Genomic DNA, 19,483 nt, shown 5'->3' with positions numbered 1-19,483 from the left:
GACAGCCCCTTTTGCATCTGGATTGGGTTGATTGCCATGACGACCACTCCACAAAAGAACGTTCGTTCACCTTAGGCCTTTTAAGTGGTTTGAGCAAGGAGATTGAGCAAGAGACATAATCAGGTACTCTAAAGCGCAGCTCTGCCCGTTTCAGTGGCATTACCATCCGGAATTCGAGCTGACCTTTACCCGGCATGCCCATGGCACACGCTATATCGGCAGTGATGCCAGCCCGTTTACTGAGCTTGATTTAGCCCTCGTTGCCCCAAACCAGCCGCATACATGGCATTCGGCACCGGAAGGTGATTTAAAAGAAGTACAAGTGGCTTACTTTACGCTCGATTGGTTACAAACCTTAGCCAGCCAGGGCGCACCTGAGTTGTTGCCGCTTTGCCAATGGCTGGGGCAAATTCGTATGGGGGTGATATTTGGTCAGAACATCAGCGCCATGCTGGCACCACGCTTTGTACAACTTCATGAGCTGCGCGGCTTGGCACGGCTGGCCTGCCTGCTGGAAATTTTATCCTGCTTACAACAAGACCCGGAGCAGCGGCTGTTACAAGGCGAGCCTCACAGCGGAGCGCAAGACCGGCGCTTAAATGCCGCATTGGGCTATTTGCAAACGCATTTTACCCGGCAGGTCACGCTCAATGATTTAGCCCTTGCTGCCAAAACCAGTACCGCCACCATCAAGCGCCTGTTTGCGGAGCAAATGAAAACCAGCTTTAGCGCCCTGCTGGCCCAAATACGCATCAGCCACGCCTGCCAGATGTTACTTAGCAGCGAACAATCTATACCTGCTTTAGCAGAAGACTGTGGTTTTCCCAGCCTCAGCCAGTTTTACCGGAAATTTACCGAGCTGAAAGGCCAGCCCCCCGCCCGTTACCGTAAACAATATCGCCTGCCCAAGGCGCATGCCTGACTTGCAAATAACTATCTCAGCACTTACATTGCTTCCTGAACTCATCATCCCTCCCAAAAAGAAAACCCATGCCTGCATCTCTGGACGGCCAGTTAGTGATCGCTATTTCATCCCGCGCGCTCTTTGATTTTGAAGCCGAAAATCTCATTTTTGATCAGGCCGACGATCAGCCTTATATGGCCCTGCAGCTGGATAAAATCGACGAGCCTGCCTCGCCTGGCATGGCCTATTCACTGGTCAAAAAACTACTGGCCTTTAACAGCCCTGAGCAGCAGCGGGTAGAAGTAGTGATTCTTTCGCGCAATGATCCGGTCAGCGGGCTGCGGGTATTTAAATCCTGCTATACCCACGGCCTGCCCTTACTGCGTGGCGTCTTTACCCGCGGGCGGCCAGCGTGGTCTTTTTTAGAGCCTTTGCAGGCCAATCTGTTTTTATCTGCCGACGAAGCCGATGTACGTGATGCGCTGGCTGCCGATTTTGCTGCGGCACGGGTTTACCCAAAATCGGCCAGTACCGAGCAGCACCCTGATGAGATCCGCATTGCTTTTGACGGCGATGCCGTGCTGTTTTCAGATGAGGCAGAGCGCGTGTACCAGCAGGACGGCCTGCACGCTTTTCAGGCACACGAAAGCGCTAAAGTGCAGCAGCCGCTCCCTCCCGGCCCGTTTAAATCATTTTTACAAGCCTTGCACCGCCTGCAGAAAGACGCAGGCGACTCGCCAATGAAAATCCGCACGGCCCTGGTGACAGCACGCAGTGCACCGGCGCATGAACGGGCGATTCGTACCCTGATGAGCTGGAATATTCAGATCGATGAAGCTTACTTTTTAGGTGGCTTGGAAAAAGGCCCTTTCTTAAAAGTATTTGCCCCTGATTTATTTTTTGATGATCAAACCGGCCATTGTGATTCTGCAGCCAGCGTTGCACCGACGGCCCATGTGGCAGCAGGCATTTCTAACACCAGGCAAATTGCAGACTAAGCCGCTGAAACTGCAATCCATGCCACGCTTTAAGCAGAATATCGCATGATTGCAGCATAAAATTTACGCTGAGCGCATAATTTCTAACATCTAGTCCACATTGTTCATACAAACAACGTAAGGGATAAAAATGAAACGCCTCAGCAGCCTGCTTTTAATCACCCTCAGCATTTTTCAATTTAATAGTGCCCATGCGTTTTCTCTGTTTAGCAAAACCATACAGGGCTCGGGCAAGATAGAAAAACAAACCCGGGCCATTGCCACTTTTAATGCGCTGAGCAGTGAAACCACCGGCCGGGTAGAAATCATCCAGGGCAATATTGAAAGCGTGACCATTGAAAGTGACGACAATATCATTCCAGCAATTGAAACCGTAGTAGAAAATGGCACGCTTAAAATTCGCCATAAAAACATTGAATTAAACACCAAAACACTCAATATCGTTGTCCGCACCAAAAACATAAACCGGCTTAATTTAAGCGGCTCAGGCACTGTCTATTCAAATGCTTTAATTGCTAAAAAATTCAGCATTAATGTGGGCGGCTCAGGAAAAATTCAGCTGGAAAAACTGGATGCTCCAGATTTAAGCGTCAATATCGGGGGCTCCGGAGCGGTTGCCATTCAAACTTTGCAAAACGATGAATCAGATGTGTCTTTAGGCGGGAGCGGCTCATTTAAAGCCGCAGGTAACAGCAATAAGTTATCTGTCTCTATTGGCGGATCGGGCCATATTGATACAGCACAGTTAAAAGCCAAAGAAGTCAGCTTAAGCCTGGCGGGCTCTGGGCAAATTACTGTAGCGGCGCAAAACAGGCTAAGCGCTAGTGTGGCAGGCTCAGGCAATATTCAATATTACGGCGATCCGCAAACGCATTTATCCATGATGGGATCGGGCACCTTAAAACGGATAGGGGCTTTTCCAATATAAAAGAACAAAAAGCGCCGCAACTTAAATAAAAGCTGCGGCGCCCTGCCCTAAACTTTAAACCGGTCCAATAATTGATCCTGATTACTGACCTGATCAACCATTACCGTACATTGCCTGACCTGGCTGTCTGCGCCATCTGCTACCTGATGACTGATATCCCGGATATTGGTGGTATTGCGGTTAATCACTTCTGTGGTTGCGCTTTGCTCGCCAGCGGCGATAGAAATTTGTAAATTCATTTTATTAATCCGGGTAATTCCCTCGCTGATTCTGCCCAGCATTTCATTAGCCGCCCCCGCCTCGGTTGCCGTCACACTGGCAGTACTGCTGCTTTGCTGCATTCTTTCTTCTGCCTGTTTTACCCCCGTGCGCAGCTGATCGATCATTTCTCTGATCTCACGCGTGGATTGCTGGGTGAGCGACGCTAATTTTCGCACTTCATCCGCGACTACTGCAAAACCACGCCCCGCCTCACCTGCGCGGGCAGCCTCGATAGCCGCATTCAAGGCTAATAAATTAGTCTGGTCAGCAATACTGGTAATCACAGATAAAATTGATTCAATACTCTGGCTTAATTTAGCTAATTCATTAATCGCCTGACTGGTGTCATTCATTTCATCCGCAAGGCGCTGAATCGCTGCGGTAGAGCGTGAAACCAGCGCCACACCACTTTGAGTTTCTTCATTCGCTGTCACAGCGGCCTGCGCCGCGGCTTCAGCATTGCCTGCTACTTCTTCCGCTTTGGCCGACATATCCTGCATGGAAACAGCCAGCTGATCTAATTCCTGAAGCTGTACCTGCAGGCGGCCGGAAGCCTGATTGGCTGCATCGGATGTAAATACCGTGCTTTCTCTGACTAAAACCGAGCTGCTTTTTACTTCACTGATCAACGTTTGCAGTGTTTGTAAAAAGTAATTAAATTCTTTAGAAACATGGGCAATCTCATCGTTGCCCACAATAGGCAGCCGATTGGTTAAATCGCCTTCACCACGATTAATTTCATGCAGCGACTGATTTAAATGATCGAGCGGTTTAAGTAATTTGCTCATTAAAATACCCAGCACCAGCATACTGATCAGCACGCCTGCAATCGTGCCCAGTGCAGAGCGCCAGCTTAAGGCATTGGTTTCTGCCATTAAAAGATCTTCATCCAGCACCACGCCAATATACCAATCCATTCCTTTTAAATTAACCAGTGGTGTAAATGAAACCAGTAGTTTTTTTCCTCCACCCTTTACATTCTGAAGAGTCTTTTCCAGCGCAGGGCTGCTGCCATCAAATAATTCGCTGTAGCTTTTACCATTTAAATCAGCCTTGGGATGAGAAATAATTTTTCCCGATTTACTCAGCAAAAAAGCATAGCCTGCATGATTAAAATCCAGCGTATTTACGGCTTCAGAAACCGTTTTAAGGCTTAAATCACCGCCAAAAGCGCCTTTAAACTGCCCCTTATCAGAAAACCTTGCCACCACAGAAATCAAAATCTCCCCGGTGCCTGCATCGGCATAGGGCTCGGTCAGCACCGCTCTTGAAGCTGCCTTGGCAACGGGATACCAAGGGCGTTTACGGGCATCCCAATTAGGTGGGTTCCAGGTTAAATCATTGGTGATCCGCTTACCTTCATTGTCTTCCAGCCCGCCAAATATGAGTAAAAACTGCTCTTTTAATATGGGCATGGAAAAAGTGTGATCAATTTGCTCATTGCTGAATTTGCGGTCAATATCCTGAGCCATTAAATCAATCAGCTGTAATTTGCCATTTAACCAATTCTCAATCTGCCTCGCCAATACATTGCTCGACTCGCTGATTGTAGATTCTGCTTGGCTGCGTAAAGTACTTCTGATTTGATTAATTTGGGTGATTGAAAGCAAGCTGGCAGTAAGTAACAACACGAGTGCTGCTGCTAATCCCACTTTATGACTGATCTTCATCGTGATGCCTCTCCTGAAAGGGTGAGTACAAATCATCAGACTCATTAGGCAATGCCTGATGTTTACTTAATGAGGGCTGTCATTAAGCAGCGTTTCATTAGCGTATGTTAATTTATAAAAACCGCCAGCTATTTTTAGCTTACACGCCGCAGTACGGTTTATTTTGTAAGTAAAGATTGATTGGCTTAATTAACAATTACACGAATAAACGAGTGTAAAAAAGAATGGAGGGGAATAGCGCTTGCAAGATCTTAAACAGTTAAAATCAGCAGTTTTGTTAAAGAGGATAAGATTCTTGCCCTATCTCGCATTTATTACCGTTGTCTGGGCCTTATCGTTTAATCTGATTGGCGTGTTTTTAGCGGGCCATGTAGACAGTGATTTTGCCGTACTCAGCCGCGTTGCGATTGCAGGGCTGGTTTTTCTGCCCTTTACCCGCTGGGCAGGGATCAGCACGGTACGCAAATTAGGCACCATGGCAGCAGGTGCGTTGCAATTTGGCATTACCTATTTATGCCTTTATCGCTCATTCCAATTTATCAGCGTGGCAGAAGTATTGTTGTTTACTATTTTCACGCCGATTTATATCACCCTGCTCGATGATTTATTACAAAAGCATTTTAATCCACGGGCCCTGGCCGCTGCTTTAATCGCCGTATTGGGCTCTTTGGTGATTCGTTACAATCACATTGACAGTAATGCATTAAATGGTTTTTTATTACTGCAACTGGCCAATATCACTTTTGCCGCCGGCCAGGTGGGCTATCGCTATTTAAATAAATATTACCCGGATCAGCAGCCCCAATCGGCCAGCTTTGGCTATTTCTTTTTAGGCGCGCTGCTGATTGCCCTGCCCTCATTTTTAATCTTTGGCAACGCCAGCAAGCTTCCCCAGCATATGGAGCAATTTGCCGTATTAGCCTTCCTTGGCCTTGCTGCATCAGCACTGGGCTTTTACTGGTGGAATAAAGGGGCGTGTTTAGTGGATGCGGGTACTTTAGGCGCGATGAATAATATGCATATTCCGGTGGGGCTGATGATTAATTTAATCTTCTGGCATCAGGCGCAGGATATTCCACGCTTGATCATTGGCGGGGTAATTATGCTCATTGCACTATTGATTAATAAATCGGCATGGCAGAAGAAACATTAATACTTCGGGGGCAGCGATATCTTTTACCCAGTCCTGCCAACCCAGAATCTGTAATAGAGGAGCAGCTCCAGCAGCAAATTTTTTTATACGCTGTTAGTGCTGCACCTGCGAAAAACATTGCATCTTCTGGCCTAGTTTAATGCTTTTACCGCCTGTTAAAACTATTCAATATTCTGGCCAATTCTCCACAGCACGCCAGCAGGGTCTGTTATTGTAAAATCACGCATTTTCCATGGCTGTGTTTCTATATCAGATAAGTGAATTTGATATTTACTCACCAGATCTTGCGCGCTTAAATGCGCATGCCATGCCGCCACGTCTTTAACCAATAAATGCATCATAAAATTCTCTGCATGATCTTTTTCATAATAATCTTGCAGTAAAAAACTACTGGTGCCGTACTTAAAATATGCAACGCCCTCCTCATCAAAGGCCAGAGTAAAGCCCATATCCTGATAAAACTGCTTTGATATTGCATGGTCTTTAGCAGGAATAAACGCTTTAATTTCTACTACTTCCAAAGCACTCATTGATTTAGCCTCCTTTATCTAAGATAGATGAGCAGCCTCATTTGCCAACACGTTTTACCAGCCTAATATTGCGGGTATTTGCTTGTTATTGCCCTGCCATTGCCCGACAAGCTGATTCCCTTTGATATTTAAACTCAATTTTGCCTGATCTTTTTCTGCGACCTGCTCAATCAGCTCCAGCGTTGTGCCTTTTTTCATCCCACGCAAGGCAATCACTTTACGGTATTTATCGTAAAAATAGACGCCTGAAAAAGAGCCATCACCATTAGGAATTTCAAGCCGCATCGTAATCGCTGCACTGCCTATTTTTCCATGCAAAACCTGAGCAAACAGCGAATCTGCAGGTGCTGCGGCAGCCTGTCCCAGCAAAAGAAACTTGCCATAGGGATTAAGCAAGGCCGCTAAATCCTTGGGCAAAATCGCGAGACTAATGTCACCCACATCGTCTAAGGCACGGTTTACATGTGCGCTACAGCGCCCTGTTGTAAATACGGCTTTATTCTGCGGCAAAGACAAACGTGCGTAAGAAAGCACATCTTGCTGAGGGCTGCTTTGTTGCTTTTCTTTTTCACTCTCAAGGCAGCGCTCATTAAAATCAATTCGCTCATCGATATCGGCTAAATCATCGGCCTTCGCTTTTTTACGCTTTAACTCAGCCTGTTGCCGCTTTAAGGATTTAATTTCCTCTGAGTAGCGGCGCTTACGCTCTGCCAGCACCTCTTTTGCCACCACAGATAAACCACCTGGAGTAAACAAATCGATGGCACTCAGTGCTCTGCCCGTTGCGGCATCAAAGCTGTAGCTGCGCACATAGGCTTCGCAATAAGCACCACAGCCTTCCGCCTCAATATCCAGCGAGAGGATACGTCCATCGTTACGCTGCACGCGAAAATCCAAAGACGCAGTACCATCCAGCTCGCCACTGCCTTCGGTAAGGGGAAAGGTTTTTCCGGCTTTAAGTGGCGCAGCAATACCCACTAGCGATAAATACAAGGCTTCGTTAATACGGCCCGCCACATCGCCCCCTCCCAGCGCATAGGGCATCCTGATCTCTCCTCCCGCCCAGCCAGAAGTATAAGCAGGTGCATCTTTTGGCATTTTCCACGTCATGGTGCGGGATTCAAGCGGCAAAGGGCCAGCAAGGGCATGGGCAGAAAGTAAGAAAAAAAACAGGAGACGCATCATTCATCCTTTTAAGTATTCAGAGGATCATTTACCCGGCCAGCTCAGGGAACATCGTGTCGGTATAGCCAAAGCGCCGCAAATCTTTAATCCGCTGCGGATACAAAATCCCGTTTAAATGATCACACTCATGCTGCACCACCCGCGCATGAAAGCCACTGACGCTGCGATCAATAACCTGCCCTTCCGCATCAAAGCCCTGATAGCGCAGCCGGGTATAACGCGGCACTTCACCGCGTAAGCCGGGCACAGATAAGCAGCCTTCCCAGCCATCAGCCATTTCATCGCTCAGTGGCGTAAGTACCGGATTGATCAGCACGGTCATTGGCACAGCTTCGGCCTCCGGATAACGATCACTCACATCAAAGCCAAAAATCACCACCTGCAGGCTTACACCAATCTGCGGCGCGGCAATCCCCACACCCCCTGTGGCCTGCATGGTGTCAAACAGATCGCTAATCAGGCTGTGTAATTCTGGCGTGCCAAACGCCTCTACTGGCGCAGCTTGCTCCAGCAAAAGCGGATCGCCCATTTTGATTACATTACGAATCGTCATTGTTTGCTCCGAGGCACAATAAGTAAGAAAGAAAATACAAACAGTGCCGGCCAGAACCTTACCTGAACAGCCCCAATTCATATATTCTATCTTACTTCATCCCCCGTGCAGCCACTTCAAGGCAACCAGTGCAGCGCAGGGTCAGGGGCACGGCGCATCAGTTGTAAATGATGCTCGATGACCTGTTGCAACTGTTCAATCTGATTGTCGTCTGATGCGGCCAGCACAAAAGTCAGGCCAGTCGCCGAGGCCGTAAAATGACAGGTGCCATAGGGAAAATAAGCCAGCCCTGTTGTTTCATCAAACTCCACCCTGATTTTTCGGGCGAAATGCTTACAGAGTTTGAATAAATAAGACTTAGCCAGCGGGGTATCCACTTGTGTTTCACTTTGCAGCATAAATAGCACTCTGATTAAAGGGGGTGAACAAGATGATCGAGAACAAAAATCGGCCGGCCTTGCGAACATTGCTCGATTCGGCCAGTAATGCCATACACTTTTGCCAGTAAATCTGGGTCCAGTACTTCCAGCGCAGAGCCATCGGCGGCACAGCGCCCTTCTGACAAAACAATAATTCGCTCGCAACAACGCAAAGCCAGATTCAGGTCATGCAAGGCCAGTACAGCAATACTGCCCCGTTCACGCACATCACGAGAAATAGCTTCCACCATGGCCAGCTGCCAGTGCAAATCCAGCGCGCTGCTGGGCTCATCCAGCAGCAAGAGCCGTGGCTGACGGGCCAGCAATTGCACCAGAGCCACCATTTGCCGCTGTCCTCCTGATAAAGAAGACATCGCCCGCATCGCCAGATGACTCAGCCGCAACTGCTGCAAACCCTGCTCAATCCGCTGTTCTGCCTGATGGTGTGGCAAGCCCAGCGTGAGCAAGCCTCCCAGCAATAATTCATAAACCGTCAGCCCCGCCCCCTGTGGCAAGATTTGCGGTAGCAGACCCACTTGCTGGCAGCGCTCGCGGTGCGTTAAAGAGGCCAGAGGCACACCATCGAGCAGCATCTGCCCACGGGCAGGCAGTGATCCGGCCAGCGCATGAATCAGGGTTGATTTACCTGCGCCGTTCGGGCCAATCAGGGCGGTGATACTGCCCGGTGGCATAGGAGCCAGATCCAGCGATTGCACCACGGCCACTTTGCCGCGAACAATATTAAGTTGTGAAATCTGCAGGCTCATACAACACTCCGGCGGCGCAAAATCAGAATAATTAAAACCGGCACACCGACCAGTGCAGTCACAATACCAATAGGAATTAAAATACCGGGAATAATACTTTTACTGGCCAGTGAGGCCAAAGACAGCATCAGTGCGCCGCACAGCACGCTGGCAGGCAGAAAAAACCGGTGCTGCTCTCCCACCAGCAAGCGGGCAATATGCGGCCCGACCAGGCCCACAAAACCAATGGTGCCAACAAAGGCTAGTGCCACCGCCGTAAGCAGGCTCACTTCCAGCAAAACCCGCCAGCTTAATTTCTCAACGTGCACGCCAAGGCTTGCTGCATGGGCAGCCCCACCGCGTAATAAAGTCAGGGCCCATGCCCGGCGCATGGCCAGCACAAAGCAAACCAACAGCACCACGGCAACCAGCGCCACATGATGCAATGTGGCCCGGCCCAGATTACCCATAGACCAGAAAACAATTTGCTCCAGCGCATTGGCATCCGCTAAAAACTGCAAAAGCCAAACCAGCGCTTCCAGCGCAAACAATAAGGCGATGCCAAACAGCACTAATGTATCGCCACCACCACCGTGTGCACGGCTCAGCAATAAAACCAGACCCGTTGTCAGCAAGGCCAGCGCAAATGCTCCCGCAGGCACGAGCAAATCATGGGGTAATGCGGGCAGATGATGCTCAAATACAATCATCAGTGATGCCCCCAAAGTAGCAGCCGCAGCCACCCCAAGGGTAAACGGACTGGCCAGCGGGTTATTTAAAACGGTTTGCAGCTGCGCGCCGCCCAAACCTAAAGCACCGCCCACAACCAGCGCCATTAATGCGTATGGCAATCGCACATCAAACAAAATGACCTTCATGCCCTCATCCAGCTGAGCAGGATTCCAAAGCCCTGCCAGCACGGCAGATAAAGGATAACGCGCACTTCCTGTAGCTAAATCCGCCGCAAAACTCAGCCCCAGTGCCAGAAGCAATCCGCAAAGCAGCAGTAAGCGCCAGCGGTTTTGCTGGCGGTATTGCCCCGCCAAATCAAGCGATACACTCATTAATCAGCCTCCACCCAGAACGTGCCTTGCAGTGGTACCGGCTGAAAACGCTTATAAAAATTTTGCAATGTGGCTTGGGGATTCAGCTGCTCAAAGCGGGCCGGATACAGCCATTTAGCCATGGCCTGTACTGCTGCCACATTTGCGGCACTGTAATTAAACTGATGTGAAATCGCATAGGCCCGGCCCTGGCGCACAGCGGTAAGCTGAGCAATGCCGGTGCGGCCCAGCGAGCGCTGTAAAGACGCTTTGGCAGTCGCTTCATCAATCCCTGCGCCCAAGGCAATCCGCGGGCTGCCCGATTGCCTTGCCGTCAGCGGATTACCAATCCCTGTGCCGATATAAACCTCGGGCTGCGACTGCAGCAGATATTCAACACTCACCGTGCCATGGCTGCCCGGTACCAGCGCATTGGCAATATTGTCGCCTCCCGCCGCGTCCACAAAACGGCCCAGCATGCCGTGGGTAATCGTTTCACAGCAGCCATTAGACAGCCCTACCCGGCTTTCCAGAAAAACCTTAGGCTTGCGGCTTACCCCTGCCAGCCCCTGACTGACTTTGGCCATTTCTTCACGATAAAAGGCGATATATTCTTCTGCCGCTTTGACTTTGCCCAAAGCCTGCCCCAAAACCCGGATACTGGCCTCGGTATTGCGCAGTGGGTCTTTGGTAAAATCCACATAAATCACTGTAATGCCGGCCTTACTCAAGCGCTGTAAAGTCGCCTGATCACTGGCATCCGGGCCATGGCCACGCAGGCTGAAAATAGCCAGCTGCGGCTTTAGCCCAATGGCTTCTTCCACACTAAAACTCTGGCTGCTGCGCCCAAGGCGGGTGATCTGATCCAGTTTTGGGTAAACCTTGCGGTATTGCTCGTAGCTGCCCGGATCAAGCTGTTCGAAATCTCCCAGCATCCCCACCACATGCTTAGCGGGTAATTCGCGATCAAGAATAGCTAAGCTGGCCAGCATCCGGCCCTCGCCCAAAATAATGCGCTCGGCTCTGGCGGGCAGCACCACGGTGCGCCCAGCCAGATCGGTTAATGTGGCTGAAAGCGTCAGCGGGCTGAGTAAAAGCCCGAAAACCAAGCAAAATAACCGCACTATTTTTCCTTTAAATTGCTTCATTCAAAATCCATTTTTGAAAATGCAAAAACCCACCCATGAAAATGGGTGGGGTCTTTAAGTTGAAAATCAGAATTTCCAGCTGGCTTCCAGACGCACATCACGGCCAGGTTCGGCGTAGCCCAGCACTTTGTTTTGCCAGCCATTCCAGGCATAGGTCGCCTGATCGTAATAATGCTGATCAAACAGGTTTTTAACCGCGAGGTTTAAACGCAAAGTGTCTTTTTTCAAAGGCATCCAGCTGACAAAGACATCGTGGACACCGTAGCCTGCTTTAGTTCGGTTAACCGTACTGCCCACCGGCTGATAATCAAGGGCTTCGGTATAGCGCCCCAGCCAGCCCAGCTCTGCACCGTATTGCGGTATGGAATAGCCCACACGGCTAACCCAGCTGCGGCCTGTACTGGTTCCAAGCCCCAGATCACCATCGTTACAAATACGGCCAGCCAGCTCTGAGCGATTATCTGCCACGCTTAAACCTAAACTGAGCGCACCCAAGCGATAAGCGGCAGCCAGCTCATAGCCATCGATGCTTGCCTGTCCCAGATTTCCGCGGCAACCGCCCCGGCTGGCCGGGCAACTGAAGGTGGTCACAAAGTTGTCGATAGTCTGGCGGTAAACATTGCCATTCAGACTGAATCCACCCTGCTGATACTGAAAGCCAAGCTCGGTGTTATCGGCTTCCTCGGCCTTAATTGATGGCAGATTTTTCCACTGAGCGATATCGAGCATAAATGCTTCTTTTAAACCCACACCCCGCAAAGCCTGTGCATAACCGGCACGCAATTGCAGCTGATCCGTTGCCTGCCAGCGCACGCCTGCGCTTGGGCTGAAACCGTCGCTGGTGAATTTTTGCTGATGATTATCTTCATAGCTGTAATCATCAAAACGTAAGCCAGCTGTGAACAGGATGGAATTAAAGCTCAGCTCGGTCTCGGCAAAGCCCCCCAGCACCCGCATCGCTTCACGGCCACTGCCGGTTAAGCCAAAAGGGTTTGCCACCTGATTAGCCGAAGACTTTTCTTCGCGCCAATTCAGCCCGTACTTGAGAATATGATCGCCAAGAGCATGGCGCAGCATCACATCAGCACCACTTGTAGTGAGCGTTTCCCCCCAGTGGCGTGCCTTTTTATTGGTGCGCTCGCTCTCTACTTCAGAGCGGTACAGCGTAACGTCCAGCCCCTCAGCCCAGCCCAGCTGACGGCCTTTGTAGCTAAGCGTGGCAGTATCTCTGGCAAGGCTTTGCGGAATCGCATCATTAGGCAGCACCGGATGCGCAAATCCCACCATATTGGCGCGGGCAGTACGCACGCCTTCATCCTTGCTGCGCTGGAAGCTTGCACTGATACGCTGCTGATCTGTCAGCTGCCAGCCCAGTTTGGCTAGGTAGTTTTTCTGCTCCGTTGCGCTATTGTCAATCGTCTGCCCCGATCCATCCTGATAATTTTGCGTTTTCATCACGCTGGCACTCAGCAGCGCATCGGCTTTATCACCAAAGCGTCCATATGCGCTGCCACTGCTGCGCCAGCCTTCATTACTGGATACGCTGCCTGTAAGTATGCCGCCCGCCTGCTGCCCCGGGCGCAGCAAATCGCCAGCAGATACCGTTTCATAACGGATCGCCCCGCCCAAAGCGCCAGGGCCGGCACTTGCAGCAGGCGTACCCTTTTCTACTTCAACTTGTTTAATCAGCTGCGGATCAAGAATCAGCGCTGTCTGATGGTGATAAACCTTGCTGTTTATCTGAGCGCCATCCACGCTTAAATTAAGCAAAGATTCTTCCATTCCCCGGATATACATTTTTTGAGCAATAGGATTTCCCCCGCCTCCTACATTTATCTCGGCATCAGAGACAAATATCTCCTTTAAATCTTTTGCCTGCTGATTAATCAGCTCAGTGCGTGCCAAAGTATCATCCTGTGTGGGTGTACTGGCCTTTATTTCCACGGCATCAAGCTGCACAGCATCCTGAGCCAATGCAAAGCCGCTTAAGCACAGCGGTAACATCAGAGCAAGCAAGCGGGAGGGAAAAGGTGGTTTTTGCGTCATATCAAGGTTTCCTGACCTGATCAGGCGATTACAATACGCCCGACTATCAAATGAGAATTAATATCATTACAATGGCGTCATTGTCGCATTGCCAAAATGAACTGTCCTTTGCGATCGGCAATTTTTTGTTTGCAAAACAGGTGTAGCAGGATGGGAAAAAAAGAAGAGCAACTATTAGATGCTGCCACTCTGGAATGGAGAAAAACAGAGCAGGGATATTCATTGTGGGCTGATCACGCAACTCAGCCAGTGATGCACGGTACATTTATCGAACAAGAACTCCGTCCTGGACTGGCACTGCACGGCACCACTGTTTCTTTTCAGCAAGGCATAACAGGCAGAGGCGAAATAAACGCCGGGCTTAAATTAATTGTGATGCTGGAGGGGGAAATTAGCGCACGTTTTGACCATACACACTTGCAGCTGGGAGGCGCCAAAGCCAGTTGTGTGCTGCTCAGCACGCAAACAACACAGTCTTTTAAGCGGGTCGTTGAACAAGCCGGACAGCAACGCCAGGTTGTACTCACGATTAGTGAAGACTGGCTGGCCCAATCCGGAATGGGGGAAGTACAAGACTGGGTGGCTATTGAAGAATTACAAGGCCCGGCTTTAAACAGCCGCAGCTGGCCGGCCTCCCCGGAAGTACTTTCTCTGGCGGCTAAGCTCTTACAAACCGGGCACGCCAGCAGCCCCTTACACCCACTGCAACAGGAAAGCCGCGCATTAAACTTATTGCTTGCCGCACTTCAGCAAATCAGCCCGCAGCAACCCACCCGGCTGGACATGCGGGCCCAGCAACGCATCCAACAATTATTAGAATTATTTCACCACTCGCCGCGCAATGATTGGTCACTCGCCACACTGTCACACGCAGTAGGCAGCAATCCTACGACATTGCAAAAGCAATTTCGCCAAAGCACGGGTCACAGCATTGCGGAATATATGCGCAGCTACCGTCTGAAACTGGCCAGAAATGAATTGCAACAAGGGCAGACTGTTACCGAAGCAGCGCTCAATGCGGGCTATAACTCACCCGCCAACTTTGCGACAGCCTTTAAAAGGCAATTTGGCCTTTCACCACGGGAAGTCCGCCAATAAGCATGCGGCACACAGCGGCCAGCACGGGCATTGCGCCCATGCGCCAGAAACAAAAAAAGGGTTAGCAATTGCTTGCTAACCCTTTTTTCTATTTGGTGCCGACGGCAGGAATCGAACTCGCGACCCCCTGATTACAAGTCAGGTGCTCTACCAACTGAGCTACATCGGCGTTATTTCACAATAACTAGCTATTTCAGAATTCTTCATCTGCCCAAAAAAACATGAACATTGCACAGTCTCGTCGGTCGGCGAATAGCTCGACGTCAACTATACAAGCTCCCTGTAAGCAGCAAAATACGGCATGGATACTATACCATTTAAAAAACGAACGCAAATCTGTTTGCACTTAATCCGTAATATTTCTGACATCAAACCATTATGGCGCTTGCTTTATTCAATGCTATAGCCATAGTTGCGTGATCAGCTTCAACATACCCTGCTGTCACCTTAATATTTGAAATATTATTGACAAACATAGTGGCTAAAGGGTGTCCATACACACAACAAGCTCATTTTTAAGCAGAGTTTTCTCGCAGTCATTGAGGGGCTTCTACAGCAAGATTATGGCAATTTTAAAACAAGACAAAGCTGGTTCCGTGCCTGTGAGCACGGCCTCTTTCTACAAGTGGCACTTTACCAACCCCAACGGTATGACTGATGATTTCAACAAGATAGCGGTGACGAAAGTAGAAGTCTAAGTTCATACTGACAGCTACCATGCACCACCATCTTGGTTAACTTGTCAGTACCTCCCTCCCTTCCAATAGCTGCTGCCAATGCAATACAAGGTTGACGAATAACTCCAGCCACAACTCAAGTGTCTTGAGTTCCAAACCAGTAGTGGCAAGGCGGTTAGCCAGATAGACCCAGCCACTGTCAAAATCTACACTGAACGTGCCACCTCTCGTGCCCCGCCAGAATAAATTCGCCGCCAGTAGTTGCTCATAAATCTCTACCTTACGGCTATTGTCCAGCGCTAACAACCCAGCAAACACCAATATATCATCGGCCTCTTCGTCGTATTGCAGATGAATCTGCAAACTATCGATCGTCAAACTCAGATAACCGCCTTCGTCAGCCTCCATATCCGGCACGGCCAAAGCCACGCCTAACTCTCGGATCAGGGCCTGATAGCACGACATGTTCATTTATTTACCTATTTACCATTAATTTCAATTAATCAAAAACATCAGGCTGCGGCGAACATACCCAGCCCCATCAGATAATCCCTAAACTTAGGATCGGGCAGGCGCTCCTTCAAGTGCCCCGCTTCCTTACTGCCACCCAAGCCGGTGTTGGCGCGTTGATTCTCCAGCTGACCAGAACTGGCACTGACCATGTTGTACACCAACTGATCATCGCCTACGAGCCGAGCGTCCGGCTTCAGATTACCACCCAGATCTTGCAAAATAAACTTAGTTTTTAGCTCAACATCGGTCACTCCGCCACGATCCTTATCGCTTTTGCATCCCTTAGACATCGTAGCGGCCAGATCGTTGGCCTCAACACTTACCAAGGCACGTTCCGCCAAACCTTGCAGCATCAAGATCTCTCGGCCCATTTTAGCCGTATCACCACGGCCACTCTCAAAGCTTCGCTCGGTAAACATCTGGCGCACTGTGTCGGTTTGCGCACGCAAGGCTAGCATCTGCGCCTTATATTTTTCCTGCAGAGATGGGTCACTCTCAGCCTTCGCCTTCAGCCGATCATAAACCTCCCCGATGAAACCGCCAGGCAAAGCGCTACGCGCACCGAATGTACCCTGCCCCAAATCGCCTACCAGTTTGATCATATTGCTACGATTATGGGCATGTACATTACGCCAAACGCCAAGCATGCCTAGTGACAACTTGGCCGTGGTCGCGATACTGTTGATGCCAAAAGAAAAGGTAATTGTATCGACGTCGACCTTAACCTCTTTGTTGCTATCACCATCCCTCAGTTGCAATGTTTGCGTAGCTCCAGAATTAGCTTTAAACGCATCAAACTGCGCCTGGGTAAAATCTTTCTCTGCGTAGGCGGGCATCAGCCGTTTGAATAAGCCGGTACTACGCAGCGTATCCGGCGAAATCAAATTAACGCTGACGTGCGTCAAGCGCGTTTTGTCGCCATTAATAGCAGCTAACTTCAACCTAGGGTTACTTGCCAGCGCAAGTTCCAGCACTTCCTTGGCCCCCGCTGTATTCGCATTTTGACGCTCGGCCGAATCAGTAATCTCCCACATATCCAACACGCCATGCCCTACCACAGTCATCATTGGCTGCTCAGCCGAATTAAATAGCTGGCTCACCTTAAGGTTGCGCGCATGATCATGATTGCCCGCTTCCCCTGCGGTGACCCCACGCATTTGACCATCGACGGTATATGTATCTTTAAAGCGAGCATCCCAATGCTGCACCGGCGTAATCACGCTACGGTAATTGCTGACGGCCCCGTTGCGCACGACCACCATGTTTCGGTCAATCGTCACCCACTCTGGCGAGCGGGACAAAACCTTAGTTTGAGCCAGCTTCAACTGCGATGTACTCATCATGGATTTAATCTGTTTTTTGCTAAACCCAGCGCTTTCCAACTCACCGCGCAAGTCACTTAACACTCCTTGTTTGCCAAGCGCAACAGGGTGAGTTTTCTTGTTTTGCTTGTTTGGTGCATCCAATTGCTGCGGCTTAATTTCCTTTTCACTACTATCACTCAGCTGCTTCGCTTTAGCTGCGACAACCTCGGGCCATTTCGTAGTTACGCCGTCAAGCTTTTTTGAATCATTTTCACTTAGATTTGGTTTGACATCCAACAGCAACTGCTCCACTGTCTTTGCCCAGAGCAGATCGCTCTGAGCAAGCGCGCGCATGGACAAAGGATTCTGCTCACTCAGGGAAAGCACATAGTGCTGTTTGGCTTCAATCAGCTCGATTTGACGCGGCAGATCTTGCTTTAATGCACCCAACACCCCATCTTCGATCGCATCTTCAGTACTCACTTCACTCTGTAGCTCACTGAGACTCTTACAGTGTTCCTTAAGATTCTCATGAAGTGTCTGTAAGCTTTGCTGATCCCATGCTTCAGCCCCCAACAGCTTAGTTGTTTCCTCAAACGCAGATAAAACCTTGCCCTTAATGGAGCTATGCTCAATCGCGTATGCTTCCCGCATCGTCTGAGGCAGCGTGCTGGCATCTAGGCAGATAGAGCCATTTGTTGTCACTTCATTAAACGCTTCACTCAAGTGAGGGAAACGCTCCTTACACAAATGAGCCATATTCTCTTTGACTTGCTTTTTCGCCTCTACAAGTAGCTCTTCTGCAGCGCCCTTGGCAGTTATACCACTGGTATAGTCAGCGCCCTTAAGGCTTAACCACATCTTTGTCTCCAGATCCCGCTCATAGGATTTAGAAACATCTTTTGGCATAAGGCCCCGAACTTCTTTTTCAATACTGCGCGTCCACACCTCGCGAATAGCCTGTGCGCTATCCAGCACCTTACTAATTTGCCTAGAAGTCAGGGGCTTGTTATTAGTACTCCAATTTTCAGGTAGCCCAGCTTTAATAATGGCCTTCTGCGCATTATCCTTACCCTCGCTACGCTCCAGCGCTGCAAAAAAATCCCTCTTGGTAGCGCAAGGCTGGGAAGTATCCTCCGCCCGATGCTCGCCTCTACTCACCAAACTATTACACCAGCCACGCAAACGTGCCGCCAGACAAGATTCGCCCTTAACTACTTTTTGCTGCTCGGTATTAAGCTTGATCTCACGGCTCAAGCTAAGCCCCGCACTACCCAGAGCACGAAAACTACTAATATCCAATCCCAATGTAAACCTCCTCAAGTAAATTTTTCGACCATCAACTGGCTTTTAATAAAAGAGAATACTAAACACATGCTATGTACTTGGTCTTTCATAAAACAATCATTTACAGGTTTTCCAACCAAGGTGACTGCAAAATATTGGCTCCTTGGTAATCCCCCCGTAATGGCCCCTTTTAAAAGGGAATCATTTGATGCCTTAAGTTGATGACTACCCAATCAGAATTTTGTCGCGGATAGAATAAATCCACTCTCTCTACCATTTTCTGCAATAGCAACAATCTCTTTCTCTTCTTTATCATAAACAGCAATCGCTTTAATACTGCGCTGATTTGTTTGGCATTGCCCATTGCTTATTTCAACATCCATCGAATACAAATTTCCATTCGGGCGCACTTTCGCATTTCCGCTAAACTGGCACACTAAAGGGTTTTTACTTTTTATTTCTCCAGTTTGGCTAATATCAAATGATATCGGCTCGACACCCTGATGTGTTTGTATCTTCCCCGAGTATGAACCTGCTATTAAACCTAAATTGGGTTTTTTATCATAGTCATAGCTATCATCATAATTTAAGTCTGCAGCTAAATGTGTTCCATTTTCATACAAAACATTCAACTTCATGCTTGTTTTAGGCAAGACCGAACCATTAATTACTAGATTCTTTACTATTGAATCAGTTATGTCTTGTGATCTTTCAGATACGAGCGCACCATTTCTATTCATTAATCCTTGAATAATATTCAATCTTGATTGCTGATTTTGCTGTTCATTTTCATGATCAGCAATAACAAGCCAATACGAACCATCATCTAAAAAAAGTGCCGCCACATTACGATTATCTTGTAGCTGCCCCCCCACAATCCTTTATGGTTTACAGGGGGTTTATCTTTTTTTCCTGGAGAAGGAGTTAGTGACTGACCACCACCACCACCACCACCACCACCGCCACAAGCAGTCAACATCGTGATAACTAAAAGTAAGATGTATTTTTTCATTTCCAAGC

General features: G+C 49.1%; 18 protein-coding genes and 1 tRNA gene. 5 read left to right on the top strand and 14 right to left on the bottom strand.

The genetic code is table 11. The annotated features are described in order from the left end of the window. The first annotated feature begins 322 nt into the window (after positions 1–322). The 3 genes from CSQ88_RS19135 (at position 323) to CSQ88_RS19125 (ending at position 2,830) form a co-directional block, all read left to right on the top strand. Positions 323–922 (top strand): helix-turn-helix domain-containing protein, encoded by a 600-nt coding sequence (locus CSQ88_RS19135; protein ID WP_099399684.1) that lies wholly within the window; start codon positions 323–325, stop codon positions 920–922. Positions 923–990: 68 nt separating this feature from the next. Further along, complete coding sequence (locus CSQ88_RS19130; RefSeq protein WP_099399683.1) at positions 991–1,902, top strand: 5'-nucleotidase; 912 nt, start codon at positions 991–993, stop codon at positions 1,900–1,902. Positions 1,903–2,032: 130 nt separating this feature from the next. Continuing rightward, positions 2,033–2,830 carry a head GIN domain-containing protein gene (locus CSQ88_RS19125; protein WP_099399682.1) on the top strand — a complete coding sequence of 266 codons (798 nt, stop codon included), beginning with the start codon at positions 2,033–2,035 and terminating at the stop codon, positions 2,828–2,830. 47 nt (positions 2,831–2,877) lie between these two features. Here CSQ88_RS19125 and CSQ88_RS19120 read toward each other — a convergent pair whose 3' ends face one another. Then, the gene (locus tag CSQ88_RS19120; protein WP_099399681.1) at positions 2,878–4,761 is read right to left on the bottom strand and encodes a methyl-accepting chemotaxis protein; all 1,884 of its coding nucleotides are present in this window, start codon (positions 4,759–4,761) and stop codon (positions 2,878–2,880) included. Between the two features lie 295 nt (positions 4,762–5,056). Between CSQ88_RS19120 and CSQ88_RS19115 the strand changes: the two genes are divergently transcribed. Next, complete coding sequence (locus CSQ88_RS19115; protein WP_099399680.1) at positions 5,057–5,914, top strand: EamA family transporter; 858 nt, start codon at positions 5,057–5,059, stop codon at positions 5,912–5,914. A gap of 161 nt (positions 5,915–6,075) precedes the next feature. Here the strand turns inward: CSQ88_RS19115 and CSQ88_RS19110 are convergent, their stop codons facing one another. From CSQ88_RS19110 to CSQ88_RS19075, 8 genes are all read right to left on the bottom strand, one after another. Then, the gene (locus CSQ88_RS19110; RefSeq protein ID WP_099399679.1) at positions 6,076–6,444 is read right to left on the bottom strand and encodes a VOC family protein; all 369 of its coding nucleotides are present in this window, start codon (positions 6,442–6,444) and stop codon (positions 6,076–6,078) included. A gap of 54 nt (positions 6,445–6,498) precedes the next feature. Further along, a complete protein-coding gene (locus tag CSQ88_RS19105) occupies positions 6,499–7,629 on the bottom strand; it encodes a hypothetical protein (RefSeq protein WP_143449519.1) in 1,131 nt (376 codons plus the stop codon). Between the two features lie 28 nt (positions 7,630–7,657). Next, entirely contained in the window at positions 7,658–8,182 is a 525-nt protein-coding gene (def, locus tag CSQ88_RS19100) for a peptide deformylase (RefSeq protein ID WP_099399677.1), read from the bottom strand. A gap of 116 nt (positions 8,183–8,298) precedes the next feature. Continuing rightward, positions 8,299–8,580, bottom strand: coding sequence for a DUF2218 domain-containing protein (locus tag CSQ88_RS19095; RefSeq protein WP_166826018.1), 282 nt, complete (start codon positions 8,578–8,580; stop codon positions 8,299–8,301). Positions 8,581–8,594: 14 nt separating this feature from the next. Continuing rightward, the gene (locus CSQ88_RS19090) at positions 8,595–9,368 is read right to left on the bottom strand and encodes an ABC transporter ATP-binding protein (protein WP_099399675.1); all 774 of its coding nucleotides are present in this window, start codon (positions 9,366–9,368) and stop codon (positions 8,595–8,597) included. After that, positions 9,365–10,411 carry an iron ABC transporter permease gene (locus tag CSQ88_RS19085; RefSeq protein WP_099399674.1) on the bottom strand — a complete coding sequence of 349 codons (1,047 nt, stop codon included), beginning with the start codon at positions 10,409–10,411 and terminating at the stop codon, positions 9,365–9,367. The genes CSQ88_RS19090 and CSQ88_RS19085 overlap by 4 nt, the downstream gene beginning before the upstream one ends. Then, positions 10,411–11,538 carry an ABC transporter substrate-binding protein gene (locus CSQ88_RS19080; RefSeq protein ID WP_099399673.1) on the bottom strand — a complete coding sequence of 376 codons (1,128 nt, stop codon included), beginning with the start codon at positions 11,536–11,538 and terminating at the stop codon, positions 10,411–10,413. The genes CSQ88_RS19085 and CSQ88_RS19080 overlap by 1 nt, the downstream gene beginning before the upstream one ends. 66 nt (positions 11,539–11,604) lie before the next feature. Next, entirely contained in the window at positions 11,605–13,584 is a 1,980-nt protein-coding gene (locus CSQ88_RS19075) for a TonB-dependent receptor domain-containing protein (RefSeq protein ID WP_099399672.1), read from the bottom strand. 150 nt (positions 13,585–13,734) lie between these two features. On the opposite strand from CSQ88_RS19075, the gene CSQ88_RS19070 reads away from it, so the two are divergent. After that, positions 13,735–14,682, top strand: coding sequence for an AraC family transcriptional regulator (locus tag CSQ88_RS19070; protein ID WP_180273733.1), 948 nt, complete (start codon positions 13,735–13,737; stop codon positions 14,680–14,682). 93 nt (positions 14,683–14,775) lie between these two features. On the opposite strand, the gene CSQ88_RS19065 is transcribed toward CSQ88_RS19070, so the two are convergent. The 5 genes from CSQ88_RS19065 to CSQ88_RS23215 all read right to left on the bottom strand — a co-directional run. Beyond that, positions 14,776–14,851, bottom strand: a tRNA-Thr gene (locus CSQ88_RS19065). Between the two features lie 565 nt (positions 14,852–15,416). Next, positions 15,417–15,830: a type III secretion system chaperone gene (locus CSQ88_RS19060; protein ID WP_099399670.1), complete on the bottom strand. Its 414-nt coding sequence runs from the start codon at positions 15,828–15,830 to the stop codon at positions 15,417–15,419. 41 nt (positions 15,831–15,871) lie between these two features. Then, on the bottom strand, positions 15,872–18,484 hold the full coding sequence (locus tag CSQ88_RS19055; protein WP_143449518.1) for an inositol phosphate phosphatase SopB: 2,613 nt from the start codon (positions 18,482–18,484) through the stop codon (positions 15,872–15,874). 212 nt (positions 18,485–18,696) lie between these two features. Continuing rightward, entirely contained in the window at positions 18,697–19,308 is a 612-nt protein-coding gene (locus CSQ88_RS19050; RefSeq protein ID WP_143449517.1) for a hypothetical protein, read from the bottom strand. Then, the coding region (locus CSQ88_RS23215) for a hypothetical protein (RefSeq protein ID WP_218963150.1) at positions 19,290–19,483 on the bottom strand (194 nt) is incomplete at its 5' end. The genes CSQ88_RS23215 and CSQ88_RS19050, both read right to left, overlap by 19 nt.

Source organism: Iodobacter sp. BJB302 (assembly GCF_002735645.1).
Lineage (GTDB): Bacteria > Pseudomonadota > Gammaproteobacteria > Burkholderiales > Chitinibacteraceae > Iodobacter.
The sequence above is the reverse complement of the archived record's forward strand: the minus strand, read 5'-3'. Positions and strand labels throughout refer to the sequence as shown.

What these genes read in the sequence shown, in the direction of transcription:
- CSQ88_RS19130 (WP_099399683.1), top strand. Translation starts at nt 991, where the DNA reads ATGCCTGCATCTCTGGACGGCCAGTTAGTGATCGCTATTTCATCCCGC.
- CSQ88_RS19125 (WP_099399682.1), top strand. Translation starts at nt 2,033, where the DNA reads ATGAAACGCCTCAGCAGCCTGCTTTTAATCACCCTCAGCATTTTTCAA.
- CSQ88_RS19120 (WP_099399681.1), bottom strand. Translation starts at nt 4,761, where the DNA reads ATGAAGATCAGTCATAAAGTGGGATTAGCAGCAGCACTCGTGTTGTTA.
- CSQ88_RS19110 (WP_099399679.1), bottom strand. Translation starts at nt 6,444, where the DNA reads ATGAGTGCTTTGGAAGTAGTAGAAATTAAAGCGTTTATTCCTGCTAAA.
- CSQ88_RS19105 (WP_143449519.1), bottom strand. Translation starts at nt 7,629, where the DNA reads ATGATGCGTCTCCTGTTTTTTTTCTTACTTTCTGCCCATGCCCTTGCT.
- def (WP_099399677.1), bottom strand. Translation starts at nt 8,182, where the DNA reads ATGACGATTCGTAATGTAATCAAAATGGGCGATCCGCTTTTGCTGGAG.
- CSQ88_RS19095 (WP_166826018.1), bottom strand. Translation starts at nt 8,580, where the DNA reads ATGCTGCAAAGTGAAACACAAGTGGATACCCCGCTGGCTAAGTCTTAT.
- CSQ88_RS19090 (WP_099399675.1), bottom strand. Translation starts at nt 9,368, where the DNA reads ATGAGCCTGCAGATTTCACAACTTAATATTGTTCGCGGCAAAGTGGCC.
- CSQ88_RS19085 (WP_099399674.1), bottom strand. Translation starts at nt 10,411, where the DNA reads ATGAGTGTATCGCTTGATTTGGCGGGGCAATACCGCCAGCAAAACCGC.
- CSQ88_RS19080 (WP_099399673.1), bottom strand. Translation starts at nt 11,538, where the DNA reads ATGAAGCAATTTAAAGGAAAAATAGTGCGGTTATTTTGCTTGGTTTTC.
- CSQ88_RS19075 (WP_099399672.1), bottom strand. Translation starts at nt 13,584, where the DNA reads ATGACGCAAAAACCACCTTTTCCCTCCCGCTTGCTTGCTCTGATGTTA.
- CSQ88_RS19070 (WP_180273733.1), top strand. Translation starts at nt 13,735, where the DNA reads ATGGGAAAAAAAGAAGAGCAACTATTAGATGCTGCCACTCTGGAATGG.
- CSQ88_RS19060 (WP_099399670.1), bottom strand. Translation starts at nt 15,830, where the DNA reads ATGAACATGTCGTGCTATCAGGCCCTGATCCGAGAGTTAGGCGTGGCT.